Here is a 15,154-nt window from a genome sequence, read left to right on the forward strand (position 1 = left end):
CGAAGTGGACACCGGTTCGCGTGAAGAAAACGCGTCAAAACAAGAATCTAGAGCTTCGGTTCTGATTCAATCAGAACCGAAAATGCCCTAGCGCTTTCCGCCGTCCCAATCGCCCAGCACGGCCTGGACCAGCGCCAGCGCCGCCACGGCGGCCGTGTCGGCCCGCATGATGCGGGGACCGAGGGCCAGCCGAAGAATTTTGGGCTGGCGCAGCAGCAGGGCCCGCTCTTCCTCGGCGAAACCGCCTTCGGGGCCGATCAGGACGTCGATACCTTGTCTGGCCGCGCGCGCGGCCTGCAGGCTCTGAACCGGGTTTTCGAGCTCCGCCGCCTCATCGCAGAAGATCAGCAGCCGGTCGGCCGGGCGCTGGCTGAGGAAGCGCTCCAAGGCGACCGGTTCGGTCACGGTCGCGATGCTGAGGATGCCGCATTGCTCGGCGGCCTCCACCACATTGGCCCGCATCCGCTCGGTGTTGACCCGGGAGGCCTGGGTAAAGCGGGTCAGGACCGGATGCAGCGCGGCGGCGCCCATTTCGATCGCCTTCTGGACCATATAGTCCAGCCGGGCATGCTTGAGCGGGGCAAAGACGTAAGCCAGGTCCGCGAGCCGGTCCTGCGGCCGGGTCTGCTGCAGGACGACGAGGCCGTCCGGCCGCTTGCGGCCTTCAATGGCGGCCTGCCACTCGCCGTCACGGCCGTTGAACGCCAAAACCTCGGCCCCGGCGGCCAGCCGCAGCACATTGCCGAGATAATTGCTCTGATCACGGTCGAGCGCGACCCTGGCGTCCTGGGCCAAGGGAGCATCGACGAACAGGCGGGGCGCGCGAAAATCGTGGGAGGGCATCGTTCAAAAGTCCAATTTCGCGCCGTTATTAACCGAAAGCAGCCGTTTCGGGGGTAAATATTGCCCTACCGCTGCGTCGGCGCGCCGCGCTCTTGCCCTATTCGGTGGGTTGTTAAGGGCCGGCGGGAATCGTAAAATTGCGAGCACGCTGGTTGCGCTTCAATTGGGAAGGCGCTGGACCCCGTCAGCTCCTGCCGGAGAGATTTTCTTGATGATCCGTCATTTGATGGTTCCGATCACTGCCGCCATGGTCACCATGGGTACCGCGGGTGCTTATGCGCAAAGCGCGTTTCCGGCACCGCTGCCCAATCAGGCTGCAACCAGTTCGGCGTTTCCGCCGGTGAACGGTTCGGCGCCGGTCGCGTCCGTCGGTGCGGCCCCGCAATCGTCCTTCCCCGTGAACGGCGCCGCGCCTGTTGGTGGCGCCGGCGCTTTCAGCGCGGCCCCGCCGACGCAAGGCGGTCCCGGCGAGGACTGCATGAAGTCGTTCATGCCCCTGCGCGAGGAAGCCGAGAAGCGCGGCAAGCTGATCAAGGCCGCGAGCGACCGTCACGCGCCGCCCGACGAGGCTTGCAAGCTGATCCGCAATTTCAGCCAGGCCGAGTCGAAGATGATCAAGTATATCGAGGCCAATGCCTCGAAGTGCGGGATTCCGGCACAGGTCGGCGCGCAGATGAAGGACGGCCACAAGAACACCGAGGCCATGCAGGCGAAGGTCTGCAATGTTGCGCAGCAGATGCAGCAGCAGCAGGCACGTCCCGCCGGCCCGTCGCTGAGCGAGGTGCTGGGTTCGGGCTCGGCGCCTGAGGCCAATGCCGGCAAGAAGGGCGGCAGCACCTTCGACACGCTCAACGGCAACGTCCTGACCCGATGAGCGACACATCCGCCCGCGTTGCCGATTCCACCGGCAACTGGGTCGATACGCTCGCGCCGCAATGGGCGCGGCCTTATCTGCGCCTGTCCCGTTTCGATCGTCCGATCGGCTCCTGGCTGCTGTTGATGCCGTGCTGGTGGTCGGCGGCGCTCGCGAGCGGCATGGCGCACGACATCCGCGGACTGCCGCTCACCATCGTGCTGTTCTTCGTCGGTGCCTTCGTGATGCGCGGGGCGGGCTGCACCTGGAACGACATCACCGACCGCGACCTCGACGACAAGGTCGAGCGCACGCGCTCGCGGCCGCTGCCGTCAGGGCAGGTCAGCACGAAGGAGGCGTTGGCCTGGATGGCCGTGCAGGCGCTGATCGGCCTCGTCGTGCTGCTGCAGTTCAACCGCTTCGCGATTGCGACCGGCATCGCCTCGCTCCTGATCGTCGCGATCTATCCCTTCATGAAGCGGATCACCTGGTGGCCGCAGACCGTGCTCGGGCTTGCCTTCTCCTGGGGCGCCCTGATGGGATTTGCCGTCACCTTCGGCCGCATCGACCTCACCGCGCTGGTGCTCTATGCCGGCGCGATCTCCTGGGTGATCGGCTATGACACGATCTACGCGCATCAGGACTCCGAGGACGACGCGCTGATCGGCATCAAGTCGACCGCGCGCCTGTTCGGCGCGCATACGCAGCAGGCGCTGATCCTGTTCTATGGTGTCGCGGTGATGCTGATCGGCGTCGCGCTGGCCTCAGGCGATGCGCGCTGGCCGGCCTGGCTCGGGCTAGCAGCCTTCGCCGCGCATCTGGCGTGGCAGATCGTGCGGCTGAACATCGCCGACGGCGCGCTGTGCCTGCGCCTGTTCAAGTCGAACCGCGATGCGGGGCTGTTGCTGTTCGCGGGCCTGCTGGTCGATGCGGTGATGCGGTCGGGCTGACTTGCCGTCGGCCTCTCCGGGCGAGTGGCCCTCTTTTCAATCCTCACCTTTCACCTGATCCCGGGCTTCGCTCGGGGACATGTCGAACATGCGACGGAAGGCGCGATTGAAGGTCGATACGTCGTCAAAGCCGTGCATGCTCGCAATGTCGAGTATCTTGATACGCATGGCTGCGGGGGCTGAGAGGAAGCGGCGGGCTTTGAACAGCCTTTCCCGGCGGATATAGGCCGCGACTGCATGGCCGTCATTGGCAAATAGCTTGCGGATATAGCTGCGCGACAGGCCCATGTGCCTGGATAGGAAATCGTCGTTGAGCCTGGGGTTGTCGAGGTGGCGCGCGACGAGCTCCTTCGCAAGCGCCAGACGCACGGCGGGAAGTCCCGATGTCGCCGCGTTGTGTGCCCCGTCGCGGTTGGCCCCGAGGGCAAGCCCGGCCAGGTCGTGCAGATGGCTGCTGGTGGTTTCAGCAAACGTCGGAGTGACGTGGCTCAGATCGGCCGCTTGCAGAGTAGCGACATAGGTGCGCAACAGCGCCATGGCCGGATGTCCGGCGGTGACACGGCGCATTGGAGGACCGTTCCCTAAATCCACGCGACGCCGGATGGCGTCGATCGATAGTCGCATGTTTATGACGCGCGAGCGTTGCGGCTGATGCACGTGGAAGCCCTCATCGCTCCAGTGAAACAGTCCGTCTCCCGGCTTGTTCTCGTACTCCCAATTGCGGCCGCTGACCTCTCCTCCGCCCGTCAGCACGCAGCTCAAATAGACGTCATCCTCGTGGCCGATCTCCGGGCTGACCCTGGCCGCGATCGGAGAATTGTCTCCGAGAGCACACGTAAAGTCGGGGAAGACCATGAGATCGCTCGTCAGTTCGAGCGGCACGTTCTCAACGGGCCGGATGGCGAGGCGATAGAGATGACGGCTGGACCAAAGCGCGACCATGTCTTCGGCGGTGGCTTCTGGAATGTCGGAAGTCGTCAGCCTGGCGCGGGAAACAATCATCAGGGCTCGTGCAAGAAGGGATTGGACACGTCGATGGGCGTAAAAGCTTGCAGCTTCGTGCCCTCTGAGCTCCGGCAATTGCTCGATCTTGCGGTTGCCGTACTTTGCGAGGGCGCGCCGATGCACGCCTGAACGGTCTGTCGCCGCCTGACCCCATCACGTTCATAGATCTCGCACCCACTGGCGTGCTGTCTACGCATATTCGACAATCGCGACAGGCAGATTTGACAGTCGCCGCGCCATGGGCGTTCGCCGAAATGCGACACCGTCATTTTTTCACATAATCCAGTGTTAGCGCTGCCGAGAAGTTCGCGGCGTCACCCGACATAGTTCCCGCCAGATTCTGCAAGTGCGGGGAATGGTCGATGACGTCTCGTTTGATGGGCAAGGCTTTTCGTATGGGCGTGAGCGCCTTTGCCTTTGTCGTGGGGTCTGGAAAGCTTGCTCCCGCCATTGCTGCCTGCACGGTCACCGGCACCAATCAGACCTGTTCGAATTCTGCGATGATTTCCGGCGCGTTCTACGGCATCCAGGACTTCGGATCTCTTCATCTTACGCTCAACGATGGAGTGATCACCGGGCAAGCCAGCGCGGGTATTGTGGCCGCCAACGATATCATCATCACGTCTAACGTCGGCACGATCGCCAGTAACAACGGGGTGGGCGTGCTCGCTGGTGGCGGTTCGATCATAAACAATTCCGCGGGGGTGATTTCGGGCAACATCGGCATGTCGCTCGGTAGCTCCAATGTGCATAATTTCGGGCAGATCACTGGCACTGGCGGCGACGCCATCCAGCTGAACGATGGGAATCTGACCAACTATGGTGGAGCGACCATCAGCGGTGCCGCCAACGGCCTCGCCGTCGCGCATGACCTGGACCTCACGAATTCCGGAACGATCAGCGGTACGGCACTCTCTGGCGTCATGTTCGGGCCGACGGCAGGTAGTGGGAGCTCAACCATCCACAACAATGCGGGCGGCACGATCGCCGGCTTTCAGAGCGGTATTGGCGGCAGCGGCGACAATGCATTGGTCGACAACAAAGGGACCATCTCAGCCAGCAACGGCACCGGCGTTGCGGTCGACGGTTTGAATTTTCAGATAAACAACGATGTCGGCGCCAGCATCTCCGGCCAGAATGGCATCGCCAACGCCGTCGGGTCGGTGACCCTGAACAACAAGGGAATCATCACCGCGAGCGGCTTCAACAATGGTTGGGCGGTGTATGCCGCAGGCGGGGGTACGGTGACCAATTCGGGCACGATCACGTCCGATGGCGGCGGCATCTTCAGTCCTGCAGGTGGTTCGGCGCTGACCGTGATCAATACCGGTACCATTTCAGGCGGCGGAACCAATCTCACGGGCGTCGGAATCCATGCTGTAGGGGCACTGACGCTCACCAACAGCGGGAGCATCACCGGCGGGGCGGTCGGCACCGCCGTGTTTGCGGGCGCAGGATCCAAGATCGCCAACGACGCCTCAGGCACGATCGCGGGCGTCTCCGGCATAAGCATCACCGGCAACAACAGCACCATCACCAATGCCGGCACGATCTCCGGCGCAGCAAGTTCAATTACTTACCTCGGGGGAACGACCGGTCATGTCCTGAACGTGCTTCCAGGCGCGGTCTTCAATGGGGCAATCCAGTACTTCAACAACGTCGGTAACACGATCAACTTCGGTACCGGCAGCTACACCCTGCCGGTCAGCCAGTACCTGGTGGCATCCAACACGATCAATCTCTCCAGCAGCGCGCAGACGCTGATCACGTCGGGCCTCGACGGCGCCGGCACCGGCAATATCGTCGTCGCCAACGCTTCGAACGTGGCGAGCACGCCGACCATGGTGCCGGATTTCACCCGCTCGTTGTTCAACATCATCTCCGGCATCCTCGACAACAATATCGACTATCCGCAAACCGTGGCCTCCAGCCCCGCCATTGGTTACGCGGATGGTGCTTCCGGCAGCCTGGAGTCGCAGCTGCCCGACCAGCTTCGCGGCTCCGGCAACAGGCTTGCCCTGGCCTCCATGCCGCAAGGCACCAGCATGGACGCCTATGGCAATCTGTTCTGGGCGCGCAGCTTCGCCGGGCTCCGTCACCAGCTATCGACGCCATCGGCTGCCGGATCCACCACGAACCAATATGGCGGCCTGATCGGTTTTGATCGGCGGCTCGATAGCTGGCGGGTCGGCGGCTTTGCCGGTGCGGGCAGCCTGTCGGGCTGGATGGCGGACAACTCCGGCACGTTGAAATCGGACGTCTATTTCGGCGGCCTCTACGGACGCCGGGAATGGGGGCCCCTGGTGTTGGACGTCGCCTTTGCAATGGGAGGGCTCGATGCCAGGAGCACGCGCACGGTCTATGCCACCACTGCGGAACGAGCGGTAGGAAGCTTCGGCGGCTACTTCATCGCGCCGCAGGCGGCTTTCGGCTACCGCTATGCACTCAGCCCTGCCGTCACCGTCACGCCCTTTGTCCGGGCGGGCTACAGCGGCACCTTCAGCGATAGCTATTCGGAGACCGGTTCCTCGCAGAACCTCGCCTACCAGGCGCGCCAGGTTCATCTCTTCGAGGAGCGTGCCGGTGCGGCATTCTCGCGTGATTTCTTCACTGGCAGCTTTGCCCCACTGACCAAACTTTCCCTTACCGCCTCGATCTTCGGCCAGCAGCGCGTCGGCCCGCAGGGATTTGGCGCCAGTTTTTCCGGCACCGACTTTACCGTGAACTATACGAGCGCCGCCCGGGTGTTTGGCGGCACCGTTGGTCTCGGCTTCGACACGATCGTGGCTCGTGGCACCGCTCTGTTTGGCTCCATCGATGCTCAGTATGCCAATGACGCAACCGCCTCCTACAATGGGCGGCTTGGTCTGAAGGTGGCGTTTTGACGATCGTTCGACAAGCCCGGGGTTCGGCGCGCAGCCGAGGGCCTGATACGCCTAATTTCTTGCGATGATCTCGCGCTCGGCGCGATGCACCGGCAGCTCGCGCGCCATGGCGACACGGCGGCGCATCAGGAATTTCGGACGGCGGGCGCGGATCGCGTTGGCGCGGCGGCGGCGGGCTGCCGGCCGGCGGGCGCCTTCGTCGAGCTGGGGCAAGGCGAACAGCTCGCTCCAGATCGCCCAGGCCTCAGCCAGTTCCCCGGCATCGGCGCTGACCAGCAGCGGGACGGAGAGCGAGGGGTCGCGATGGACCAGAACGAGGGTCTGTGCCTCGTCATTGCCGCGCAGCGCGACACCGGTGAAGTCGCTGACGCGGACGTTGATCGCCATCTGCATGCCGCGGACGGCACGGCGCAGCACGACGCGTTCGCGGTGAAGCTCGATCTGCCTGGTATATCCGTCGGCGCGCGGGTCATGCGCATCGAAGCGGACCGGAAGGGAAAGAGGGTCGAGCCGCAGAGAGCGGCTCGACCCGGCGGGAGCGACCCCGCATGTTGCTGTTTGACGCCTCACGGCTTAGTTCTCCCCGCCGGGATTATGTTCCCGGTCGATGCGAGGACCTTAGCGCGGCCCTTTCCGAAACCGCTTAAAAAGGCTGGTTAACCCACCGTCATTGCGGCTCATGATTGACAAGACCTTGGCACGCATGATTGACGAGACGTTGCGCCGATGGTGCGAATCTGAGCTTTTGGCGGGCTGAAAATGCTTGAAGTCCGCGCAATCAGGGCACATCTGTGGGTTCCGGTCCCGAACCCCCGCCCCAACAGGATTTCTTCGTGAACTCTTCACCAAGCTCGATGCTTTCGACCACAGAAAATCGCCTGTTCGACCAGTCCGCGCTCTCCGATCTCGCGCAGCGGCTGGTGGAGGCGGCGCGGCGCGCCGGCGCGGACGCGGCCGATGCGGTCGCGGTGCGCGGCGTCTCGCAAGGTGTCGAGGTACGCGACGGACGCGTCGAGGAATCCGAGCGGTCCGAAGGCGACGATGTCGGCCTGCGCGTGCTGGTCGGCCAGCGCCAGGCGGTGGTCTCCACCAACGACGTCAGCGGCGACGCCGTCACCAAGCTCGCCGAACGCGCGGTCGCGATGGCACGCGTCGCGCCCGACGACAAATATGTCGGCCTCGCCGATCCCGCGCTGCTCGCGCGCGACTTTCCCGATCTCGATCTGCTCGATCCGAACGTGCCCGCCACCAGCGAACTCGAGCGCCGCGCGCTCGCGGCCGAAGCCGCCGCGCTCGCCGTGAAGGGCGTGACCAAGTCCGGCGGCGCCTCGGCCTCCGCGGGCATGGGCGGCATGGTGCTCGTCACCTCGACCGGCTTCCATGGCTCCTATCTGCGCTCCAGCCAGGGCATCTCGGCCACCGCGATCGCGGGCGAGGGCACCGGCATGGAACGCGACTACGATTTCACCTCGGCGCCGCACGGCGGCGATTTGCTGTCGCCCGAGGTCGTCGGCCGTTCTGCCGGCGAGCGCACCGTGGCGCGCTACAATCCGCGCAAGGTCGAAACCTGCAAGGTGCCCGTCGTGTTCGATCCGCGCGTCGCGGGCTCCCTGGTCGGCCACCTCGTCGGCGCCATCAACGGCGCCTCGATCGCGCGCAAGACCAGCTTCCTGAAGGACAAGCTTGGCCAGCAGCTGTTCGCCAGGAACATTCGCATCATCGACGATCCCCTGCGCAAGCGCGGCCTGCGCTCGCAGACCTTCGACGCCGAGGGCGTCGCGGTGAAGAAGACCGCGCTGGTCGACGAAGGCGTGCTGACGACCTGGCTGCTCGACTGCGCCACGGCGCGCGAGCTCGGCCTCACCACCACCGGCCACGCCCATCGCGGCGTCTCGTCGTCGCCCTCGCCCGGGCCGTACAATCTGCATCTCGAAGCCGGCACGCCGACGCCCGCCGAGCTGATCTCCGACATCAAGCAGGGATTCTACGTCACCGACCTGATCGGCTCGGGGGTGAACGGCGTCACCGGCGATTACAGCCGCGGCGCCTCCGGCTTCTGGATCGAGAATGGCGAGATCACCTATCCCGTCAGCGAGGTGACGATCGCCGGCCATCTGTTCGAGATCTTCAAGTCGATGCAGCCGGCGAACAATCTCGAATTCCGCTACGGCATCAATGCGCCGACGGTGCGCATCGAGGGTTTGACGCTTGGCGGACGCTGACGCGAACTCCCCGGACGAAGCCATCCTGACGCGCGGCGCGGCGCTGCTGCAAGACACGGTGCGGGAAGCGGGCGCGCTGGCGCAGTCGATGTTCCGCACCGAGCTGAAGAAGTGGACCAAGGGCGCCTCCTCGCCGGTGTCGGAAGCCGACATCGCCGTCAACGACCTGCTCGAAACGCGCCTGCGCAGTGCGACGCCGGATTACGGCTGGCTATCGGAGGAGAGCGCCGACGACGTCGCCCGGTTGTCGCGGCGGCTGACCTGGATCGTCGATCCCATCGACGGTACGCGCAACTACCTCAACGGCCATGAGGATTGGTGCGTCAGCGTCGCGCTGGTCGAGGACGCCGCGCCGGTGCTGGCCGCGGTGTTCGCACCTGTCAGCGGCGAGTTCTTCTTCGCCGCACGCGGCCAGGGCACGACGCTGAACGGCAGGGCCGTGCAGGCGTCGCCCGGATCGGCGCTCGACTTTGCCCGCGTCGCCGGCCCGAAGCCGATGGTGGAGCGGCTCAATACCGCCGGCGGCGACATCAAGCTGCATCCGCGAATCGGCTCGCTCGCGCTACGCCTGTGCCGGGTCGCCCATGGTGCGCTGGATGCGGCTTTTGCGGGGGGCAACAGCCATGATTGGGACCTTGCGGCGGCCGATTTGATCGTGCAGGAAGCCGATGGTAGGATGAGCGACCTCTCCGGAGAACCCATCCTCTATAACCGCCGGGAAGTGGCGCACGGGGTGCTGGTGGCAGCGGGACGCGATCGTCATGCGGGCATAGTCGCGCATTTTCGAAACCGTCCCTTGGCCTAAGGCGCTTTTCGTCGTGCTTCTCGAACACTGCTTTGCCGGGCAGACCGTTAGGAACAGAACTCATGCCAGATAGTGCCCCGCAACAACTGCTTCACCTCGTCATCGGCGGCGAGCTCGTCGATCTCAAGGGCAACACCTTCAAGAATCTCGACGACGTCGAAATCGTCGGCCTCTATCCGAACTATGCGGCCGCCCATGCCGCCTGGCGGGCCAAGGCGCAGTCGACGGTCGACAACGCGCAGATGCGCTATTTCATCGTCCATCTCCACCGGCTGCTCGACCCCAATCAAGAACCGGCGCGTTGAAAAAACTGCTTCGCAATACGCTGCGAAGCAGCTGGTTTCAGCGTGCCGTCGGGGTTCTGGCGGCCGAATATCTGCGTCTGGTCTGGCGGACCAACAAATTCACGTTCGATCCGCCCGACGTCTACGACATCGTCGAGCCGCAGATCCCCGCGATCTTCGCCTTCTGGCACGGCCAGCATTTCCTCACCCCCTTCATCAAGAACAAGGCCTCCTACCGGGCCAAGGTCCTGATCTCCCGTCACCGCGACGGCGAGTTCAACGCCATCGCGGTGGAGCGGCTCGGCATCGGCCTGATCCGTGGTTCCGGCGATCACGGCAGCGCCTTCCACCGCAAGGGTGGCGTCGGCGCCTTCAAGGAAATGGTGCGGACGCTCCAGGACGGCTGTAATGTCGCGCTGACCGCCGATGTCCCCAAGCGCGCACGCGTGGCTGGGCTCGGCATCATCATGCTGGCACGGGAATCGGGGCGGCCGATCATGCCTTTTGCGATGGCGACCAGCCGCTTCATCCGGCTGAAGAACTGGGACCGCACCACCATCAACCTGCCGTTCGGCCGGGGCGCGTTGGTCGGCATCAAGGAAATCCACGTTCCCGCGGATGCCGACGCCGCCATGATGGAGGCGCTGCGGCTGGAGCTGGAAGAGACGTTGAACGAGGCGACCCGCCGCGCCTACGCGCAGCTCGGCCGCCCGGGTCCGCAAGATGCCTAAATCACTGCCCATCGCGCTGCCGATCACGCTGCGGATGTACCGGCGTCTGGCCTCGGGTCTGGTGCCGCTCGCACCTGCGCTGATCAAGCGCCGGCTGAGGCAGGGCAAGGAAGATCCCGCGCGCGTCGGCGAGCGGCGGGGGCTGTCCCGCGACGTGCGGCCGCACGGCCCGCTGGTCTGGATCCACGGCGCCAGCGTCGGCGAGGTGCTGGCCGCGGCGGCGCTGATCGAGCGTCTGCGCGATCTCAATCTGCGTATCCTGCTCACCTCGGGCACCGTCACCTCGGCCGCGGTGGTGGCGAAGCGCTTTCCGCCCGACGTCATCCATCAATACGTGCCGTATGATTCGCCGCGCTATGTCGCGCGCTTCCTCGACCATTGGAAGCCGTCGCTGGCGCTGTTCATCGAATCCGATCTGTGGCCGAACCTGATCCTCGCCGGTGCAGCGCGCCGCGTGCCCATGGTGCTGATCAACGGGCGGATGTCGCCGCGGTCGTTCCCGCGCTGGCGGCGCATGCACGGCACCATCTCGGCGCTGCTGTCGCGGTTCGACATCTGCCTGGCGCAGTCGAAGACCGATGCGGAGCGTTTCGCCACGCTCGGCGGCCGCGACGTCGTCACCACGGGCAATCTCAAGCTCGACGTGGCGGCGCCGCCGGCCGATCCCGCCAAGCTCGAACGGCTGATGGCGATGACGCGCGGGCGACCGATCATCGTCGCGGCCTCGACCCATCCGGGCGAGGACGAGATGCTGGTCGCGGCGCATCGCAGCCTCGTCGGTTTCTTCCCGCAGCTCCTCACCGTGATCGTGCCGCGGCATCCCGATCGCGGCTCCTCGATCGCCGGTCTGATCACGGCCTCCGGCCTCACGCCGGCGTTGCGCTCGCGCGAGGAGCTGCCGACCGCGACCACCGATGTCTATGTCGCCGACACCATGGGCGAGCTCGGCCTGTTCTACCGCCTCTCGCCGATCGTGTTCATGGGCGGATCGCTGATCCGTCACGGCGGCCAGAATCCGATCGAGGCGATCAAGCTCGGGGCTGCGATCGTGCATGGTCCGCACGTCTTCAACTTCGCCGACGTCTATGAGGCGCTCGATGCGAGCGGCGGTGCGAGGCAGGCCGACACGCAGGAGGCGCTGGTCAAGCAGCTCGGCCAGTTGCTGGCCGACCCTGTCATGCGCGAGAAGATGCAGCGCGCAGGCCTGGGCGTGGTCGACCAGCTCGGCGGCGCGCTGGAGCGCACCATGACGGCGCTCGAGCCCTATCTGCTGCAATTGCGAATCGAGATGGGGGCCGCCAATGCGTGAGCCGGCCTTCTGGTACCGGCCACGTTCGCTTCCATCTTATGCGTTATGGCCGCTCGGAGCCCTCTACGGCGCCATCGCGGAGCGGCGCATGCTGCGCAAGGGCACGGATGCCGGCATTCCCGTGATCTGCGTCGGCAATTACCACGTCGGCGGCGCCGGCAAGACCCCGACCGTATTGGCGCTGACGAAATTGCTGCGCGAGCTCGGCGAGACGCCGGTGGTGCTCAGCCGCGGCTATGGCGGTCGCCTCAAGGGCCCCGTCATGGTCGACCGCGAACGGCACAAGGCCGCCGATGTCGGCGACGAGCCCTTGATGATGGCGCGCGACGTCCCGGTTGCGGTGGCGCGCGACCGCCTCGACGGCGTCGCGCTGGCGAAGTCGCGAGGCGCCACCGTGATCCTGATGGACGACGGTTTCCAGAACCCGCGCCTTTTGAAGGATGCCTCGTTGATCGTGATCGACAGCGAGCGCGGCCTCGGCAACGGCGCGGTGTTTCCCGCCGGCCCCCTGCGCGCGCCGTTGAGCGCCCAGCTCTCGCGCACCGACGCGCTGGTGCTGATCGGCGACGGCCGCGCCGCCAACGAGGTCGCGGCGGAGCTTGCCAAGCGCGACAAGCCGGAGCTGCGCGCGCGCCTGAAACCGGACGCGGCCTCGCTCGCGCAGTTGTTCGGCAAGCGCGTTCTCGCCTTTGCCGGCATCGGCGATCCCGAACGGTTCTTCCGCACGCTTCGCGCTGGCGGTATCGACGTCGCGCATACGCGCCCCTTTGCCGACCACCACATGTTCTCGCGCGAGGAGATCGCCGCCCTCGCGGCCGACGCCGCGCGCGAGCAGCTCACGCTGGTGACGACGGAGAAGGACCTCGCGCGCCTGCGCGGCAACGAGGGCGTGCCAGACGGCATCGTGCCGTTCGCCGTCCAGCTCGAATTCGACGATCCCGCCAAGCTGCGGCAGCTGATCAGCGATCATCTCTACAAGGCGCGCGAGCGGCGGTTTTCCAGGCGCTGATCTCACCGCCGGCCCCGGATCTCGTAGGGTGGTCAAAGGCGCCCTTGCGCCGTGCCCACGATCTGTTGCGTTCGGAGACGGATGGTGGGCACGCTCCGCTTTGCCCACTCTACAACACCTCGCATTCAGGCGGCATTCATCGCAAGACCCCTATCCATCTCGAACGATCCTGGAGACTACGATGAAATCGACGTCCGCCGCCGTCGCCGCCAGCCTTGTGTGTCTGATTGTTGCGCCGGTGTTGGCGCAAACGACGCCATCCGCAAGTCCGACCGCCACGGTGCCGGTTCCCGCGACCAAGCGCGTGACGTGCCTTGCCACGACGGCGAGCCTGAAGGGGCAGGACAAGCGCGACCAGCTGCAGCTCTGCCTGGCGCAGGCGCGGCTCGACTGCCTGAAGCAGGCGATCGATCAGAAGATCGTCGGCGAGAGCAGGAAGAGCTTTATCAAGACCTGCGTGGGCGGCGATGCGACCGAGCCGCAATAGCACAACGGCGCCACGAGCTCGGTCTCGTAGCGTGGGCAAAGGCGCAAAGCGCCGTGCCCACGGTCTCTTCGCGATCGAGACGATCAACGTGGGCATGCTTCGCTTTGCCCGCCCTACGAGAGTTACGGGAGCGGAAAGCTCAGGCTTGCGGTTTCGGCGCGTTCGGGAAATGTCGCTGCAGGACGGCAGCGGGCGTGGCGTAGGCTTCCTGCAGATCCACGCTCCAGTACTTCAGCTCGTCGAGCGGGATCCGCACGTCGGTGATCGCGCAGCGCACGAACGTTCCCGGCGAGATCACGCGGAAATCGCCGTCGAGATATTGCACCTGCGCTTCGCCATGGCCCGAGGGGCCGAACTTGTTCAGCACGGTCGAAAGTCTCCGTGGAAGGCCGCTTCAGGCAAACGCCGGGAGGGCACGATGTGTTGGACGGGATCTAGCATAGATAGGCAGGCTTGTCCGCCCGTTAAACCCACCGGTTTGTGATGTTTTGCCTCCGTTCCCGCGTGATAAGCCTCGGCCGAAGGATCTTGCGGCAGAGTCCGATGCGCCTTCCGTTAACCACCGCCCTGTTCCTGACGCTGTTGATGTCGGCGGCGCCCGCCGCGCCGGCGCCGCAAGCAGTCGAGATTCCGCTGGCGTCGGGCGTCCTCCATGCGCAGCTCTACAAGCCCGAGGGCGCAGGCCCGTTTCCGACCGTGATCGCGCTGCATGGCTGCGGCGGGCTCAGCGGCCATTCCGACGCCGTGCTGCCGCGTTATCGCGACTGGGCCGAGCGCCTGCTCAAGGACGGCAACGCCGTGCTGTGGCCCGACAGCTACGGCTCGCGCGAGCTGGGGCCGCAATGCCGCGTCAAGGAGATGCACGTCAAGGCACGGCGCGAGCGCGTCGCCGACATCGCGGCGACGCGGGCCTGGCTGATGAAGCAGAACTGGGTGGCGCGCGACCGCGTCAGCCTGATGGGCTGGGCCAACGGCGCCAGCGCGCTGCTCTGGGCGGTGCGTCCGCAAAGCGTGGCGCGCGATCTCGGGCCCGATTTCCGCGCCGCGATCGCGTTCTATCCGGATTGCCGGATTTCCGCCGGTCTCGGCTGGAGCACGCGGGTGCCGACGCTGGTGCTGATCGGCGCCGATGACGACGTCTCGTCGCCGCCGGCCTGCCGCCAGATGGTCGAGGGCGCGCATGGCCGCAGCGCCCTCGCGCGCATCGTGGTCTATCCCGGCGCCTATCACGATTTCGACCGCGCCAACACGCCGCTGCACGCAGCGGCCGGCACTGGCGATGCCGCCGCGCCCGAGCGCGGCCATCTCGGCACGGATGCGCAGGCCCGCGCGGAGTCGCAGAAAGAGGTGGTGCAGTGGCTGGCGCGCTAATGGAAGTGCCGTAGCCCGGATTACGCTGCGCTCGATCCGGGCTACGGATTCTCGAGCGGGGCCGCCAGGGGAACAACGTGAGGCGAGCAGCCCCGCATCGACCACCGCCCTGCACGGAGTGCGGCCGACCGTGAATTGACGGATCGCGCGCGCCGCCGGTTTCAGCGCGCGACGGCGCCTTAGTTCGACCATGATGTCGATTAAACGCAATGCTCATGCGCAACCGCATCACCCTGTTCTCCGCAATCGCCGTCTTCACCGTCGCGATCTTCCTGTACGAGGCCCACGCCGGCGCTCCACAGCGCGCGCCGGAGCATTGCGGCTTCTGGACCACGATCGACGCGGGATTGTCCTGCCGGTAGGGGCTCCCTTTGCCAATCCCGTCACCCTGAGGTGCTCG

Annotated in this window: 16 protein-coding genes; 12 read left to right on the forward strand and 4 right to left on the reverse strand. The window is 65.6% G+C overall.

All coding sequences use genetic code 11. The annotated features are described in order from the left end of the window. Positions 1-87: 87 nt before the first annotated feature. The gene (locus tag UNPF46_RS12270; RefSeq protein WP_142250186.1) at positions 88-843 is read right to left on the reverse strand and encodes a 16S rRNA (uracil(1498)-N(3))-methyltransferase; all 756 of its coding nucleotides are present in this window, start codon (positions 841-843) and stop codon (positions 88-90) included. A gap of 211 nt (positions 844-1,054) precedes the next feature. Here UNPF46_RS12270 and UNPF46_RS12275 point away from each other — a divergent pair, with 211 nt between their 5' ends. Further along, positions 1,055-1,717, forward strand: coding sequence for a hypothetical protein (locus UNPF46_RS12275; RefSeq protein WP_142250187.1), 663 nt, complete (start codon positions 1,055-1,057; stop codon positions 1,715-1,717). Next, positions 1,714-2,646 (forward strand): 4-hydroxybenzoate octaprenyltransferase, encoded by a 933-nt coding sequence (gene ubiA, locus UNPF46_RS12280; protein WP_142250188.1) that lies wholly within the window; start codon positions 1,714-1,716, stop codon positions 2,644-2,646. Before UNPF46_RS12275 ends, ubiA begins: the two co-directional genes overlap by 4 nt. A 36-nt stretch (positions 2,647-2,682) precedes the next feature. Here ubiA and UNPF46_RS12285 read toward each other — a convergent pair whose 3' ends face one another. Beyond that, positions 2,683-3,648, reverse strand: a complete 966-nt coding sequence (locus UNPF46_RS12285) for a helix-turn-helix transcriptional regulator (protein WP_142250189.1) — start codon at positions 3,646-3,648, stop codon at positions 2,683-2,685. A gap of 365 nt (positions 3,649-4,013) precedes the next feature. Between UNPF46_RS12285 and UNPF46_RS12290 the strand changes: the two genes are divergently transcribed. After that, positions 4,014-6,536 (forward strand): autotransporter outer membrane beta-barrel domain-containing protein, encoded by a 2,523-nt coding sequence (locus UNPF46_RS12290; protein ID WP_142250190.1) that lies wholly within the window; start codon positions 4,014-4,016, stop codon positions 6,534-6,536. A gap of 51 nt (positions 6,537-6,587) precedes the next feature. On the opposite strand, the gene UNPF46_RS12295 is transcribed toward UNPF46_RS12290, so the two are convergent. Continuing rightward, positions 6,588-7,106, reverse strand: coding sequence for a DUF6101 family protein (locus UNPF46_RS12295; protein ID WP_142250191.1), 519 nt, complete (start codon positions 7,104-7,106; stop codon positions 6,588-6,590). 263 nt (positions 7,107-7,369) lie between these two features. On the opposite strand from UNPF46_RS12295, the gene UNPF46_RS12300 reads away from it, so the two are divergent. The 7 genes from UNPF46_RS12300 to UNPF46_RS12330 all read left to right on the forward strand — a co-directional run bounded on the left by UNPF46_RS12300 (position 7,370) and on the right by UNPF46_RS12330 (position 13,383). Continuing rightward, positions 7,370-8,758 (forward strand): TldD/PmbA family protein, encoded by a 1,389-nt coding sequence (locus UNPF46_RS12300; protein ID WP_174718861.1) that lies wholly within the window; start codon positions 7,370-7,372, stop codon positions 8,756-8,758. After that, the gene (locus UNPF46_RS12305; RefSeq protein ID WP_142250192.1) at positions 8,745-9,563 is read left to right on the forward strand and encodes a 3'(2'),5'-bisphosphate nucleotidase CysQ; all 819 of its coding nucleotides are present in this window, start codon (positions 8,745-8,747) and stop codon (positions 9,561-9,563) included. The genes UNPF46_RS12300 and UNPF46_RS12305 overlap by 14 nt, the downstream gene beginning before the upstream one ends. Positions 9,564-9,625: 62 nt before the next feature. Next, the gene (locus tag UNPF46_RS12310; protein ID WP_025033794.1) at positions 9,626-9,868 is read left to right on the forward strand and encodes a DUF4170 domain-containing protein; all 243 of its coding nucleotides are present in this window, start codon (positions 9,626-9,628) and stop codon (positions 9,866-9,868) included. Then, positions 9,865-10,578, forward strand: a complete 714-nt coding sequence (locus UNPF46_RS12315) for a lysophospholipid acyltransferase family protein (protein WP_142250193.1) — start codon at positions 9,865-9,867, stop codon at positions 10,576-10,578. The genes UNPF46_RS12310 and UNPF46_RS12315 overlap by 4 nt, the downstream gene beginning before the upstream one ends. Beyond that, complete coding sequence (locus tag UNPF46_RS12320; protein ID WP_100176486.1) at positions 10,571-11,887, forward strand: 3-deoxy-D-manno-octulosonic acid transferase; 1,317 nt, start codon at positions 10,571-10,573, stop codon at positions 11,885-11,887. The genes UNPF46_RS12315 and UNPF46_RS12320 overlap by 8 nt, the downstream gene beginning before the upstream one ends. Next, positions 11,880-12,896: a tetraacyldisaccharide 4'-kinase gene (gene lpxK, locus UNPF46_RS12325; RefSeq protein WP_142250194.1), complete on the forward strand. Its 1,017-nt coding sequence runs from the start codon at positions 11,880-11,882 to the stop codon at positions 12,894-12,896. Before UNPF46_RS12320 ends, lpxK begins: the two co-directional genes overlap by 8 nt. A gap of 181 nt (positions 12,897-13,077) precedes the next feature. After that, positions 13,078-13,383 (forward strand): hypothetical protein, encoded by a 306-nt coding sequence (locus UNPF46_RS12330; protein ID WP_142250195.1) that lies wholly within the window; start codon positions 13,078-13,080, stop codon positions 13,381-13,383. Positions 13,384-13,522: 139 nt separating this feature from the next. Here the strand turns inward: UNPF46_RS12330 and UNPF46_RS12335 are convergent, their stop codons facing one another. Next, positions 13,523-13,750 (reverse strand): DUF2093 domain-containing protein, encoded by a 228-nt coding sequence (locus tag UNPF46_RS12335; RefSeq protein ID WP_100176489.1) that lies wholly within the window; start codon positions 13,748-13,750, stop codon positions 13,523-13,525. 176 nt (positions 13,751-13,926) lie between these two features. Between UNPF46_RS12335 and UNPF46_RS12340 the strand changes: the two genes are divergently transcribed. Both UNPF46_RS12340 and UNPF46_RS12345 read left to right on the forward strand, forming a co-directional pair. After that, on the forward strand, positions 13,927-14,754 hold the full coding sequence (locus UNPF46_RS12340; protein ID WP_142250196.1) for a dienelactone hydrolase family protein: 828 nt from the start codon (positions 13,927-13,929) through the stop codon (positions 14,752-14,754). 209 nt (positions 14,755-14,963) lie between these two features. Then, positions 14,964-15,116 (forward strand): hypothetical protein, encoded by a 153-nt coding sequence (locus UNPF46_RS12345; RefSeq protein ID WP_142250197.1) that lies wholly within the window; start codon positions 14,964-14,966, stop codon positions 15,114-15,116. The last annotated feature ends 38 nt before the right edge of the window (positions 15,117-15,154 follow it).

The organism is Bradyrhizobium sp. UNPF46, from assembly GCF_006658625.1.
GTDB lineage: Bacteria > Pseudomonadota > Alphaproteobacteria > Rhizobiales > Xanthobacteraceae > Bradyrhizobium > Bradyrhizobium nitroreducens.

Excerpts from the sequence above, each read along its gene's own strand:
- UNPF46_RS12345 (WP_142250197.1), top strand. The coding sequence starts at position 14,964 with ATGCTCATGCGCAACCGCATCACCCTGTTCTCCGCAATCGCCGTCTTC.
- UNPF46_RS12285 (WP_142250189.1), bottom strand. The coding sequence starts at position 3,648 with ATGATTGTTTCCCGCGCCAGGCTGACGACTTCCGACATTCCAGAAGCC.
- ubiA (WP_142250188.1), top strand. The coding sequence starts at position 1,714 with ATGAGCGACACATCCGCCCGCGTTGCCGATTCCACCGGCAACTGGGTC.
- UNPF46_RS12270 (WP_142250186.1), bottom strand. The coding sequence starts at position 843 with ATGCCCTCCCACGATTTTCGCGCGCCCCGCCTGTTCGTCGATGCTCCC.
- UNPF46_RS12275 (WP_142250187.1), top strand. The coding sequence starts at position 1,055 with ATGATCCGTCATTTGATGGTTCCGATCACTGCCGCCATGGTCACCATG.
- UNPF46_RS12320 (WP_100176486.1), top strand. The coding sequence starts at position 10,571 with ATGCCTAAATCACTGCCCATCGCGCTGCCGATCACGCTGCGGATGTAC.
- UNPF46_RS12340 (WP_142250196.1), top strand. The coding sequence starts at position 13,927 with ATGCGCCTTCCGTTAACCACCGCCCTGTTCCTGACGCTGTTGATGTCG.
- lpxK (WP_142250194.1), top strand. The coding sequence starts at position 11,880 with ATGCGTGAGCCGGCCTTCTGGTACCGGCCACGTTCGCTTCCATCTTAT.
- UNPF46_RS12290 (WP_142250190.1), top strand. The coding sequence starts at position 4,014 with ATGACGTCTCGTTTGATGGGCAAGGCTTTTCGTATGGGCGTGAGCGCC.
- UNPF46_RS12330 (WP_142250195.1), top strand. The coding sequence starts at position 13,078 with ATGAAATCGACGTCCGCCGCCGTCGCCGCCAGCCTTGTGTGTCTGATT.
- UNPF46_RS12310 (WP_025033794.1), top strand. The coding sequence starts at position 9,626 with ATGCCAGATAGTGCCCCGCAACAACTGCTTCACCTCGTCATCGGCGGC.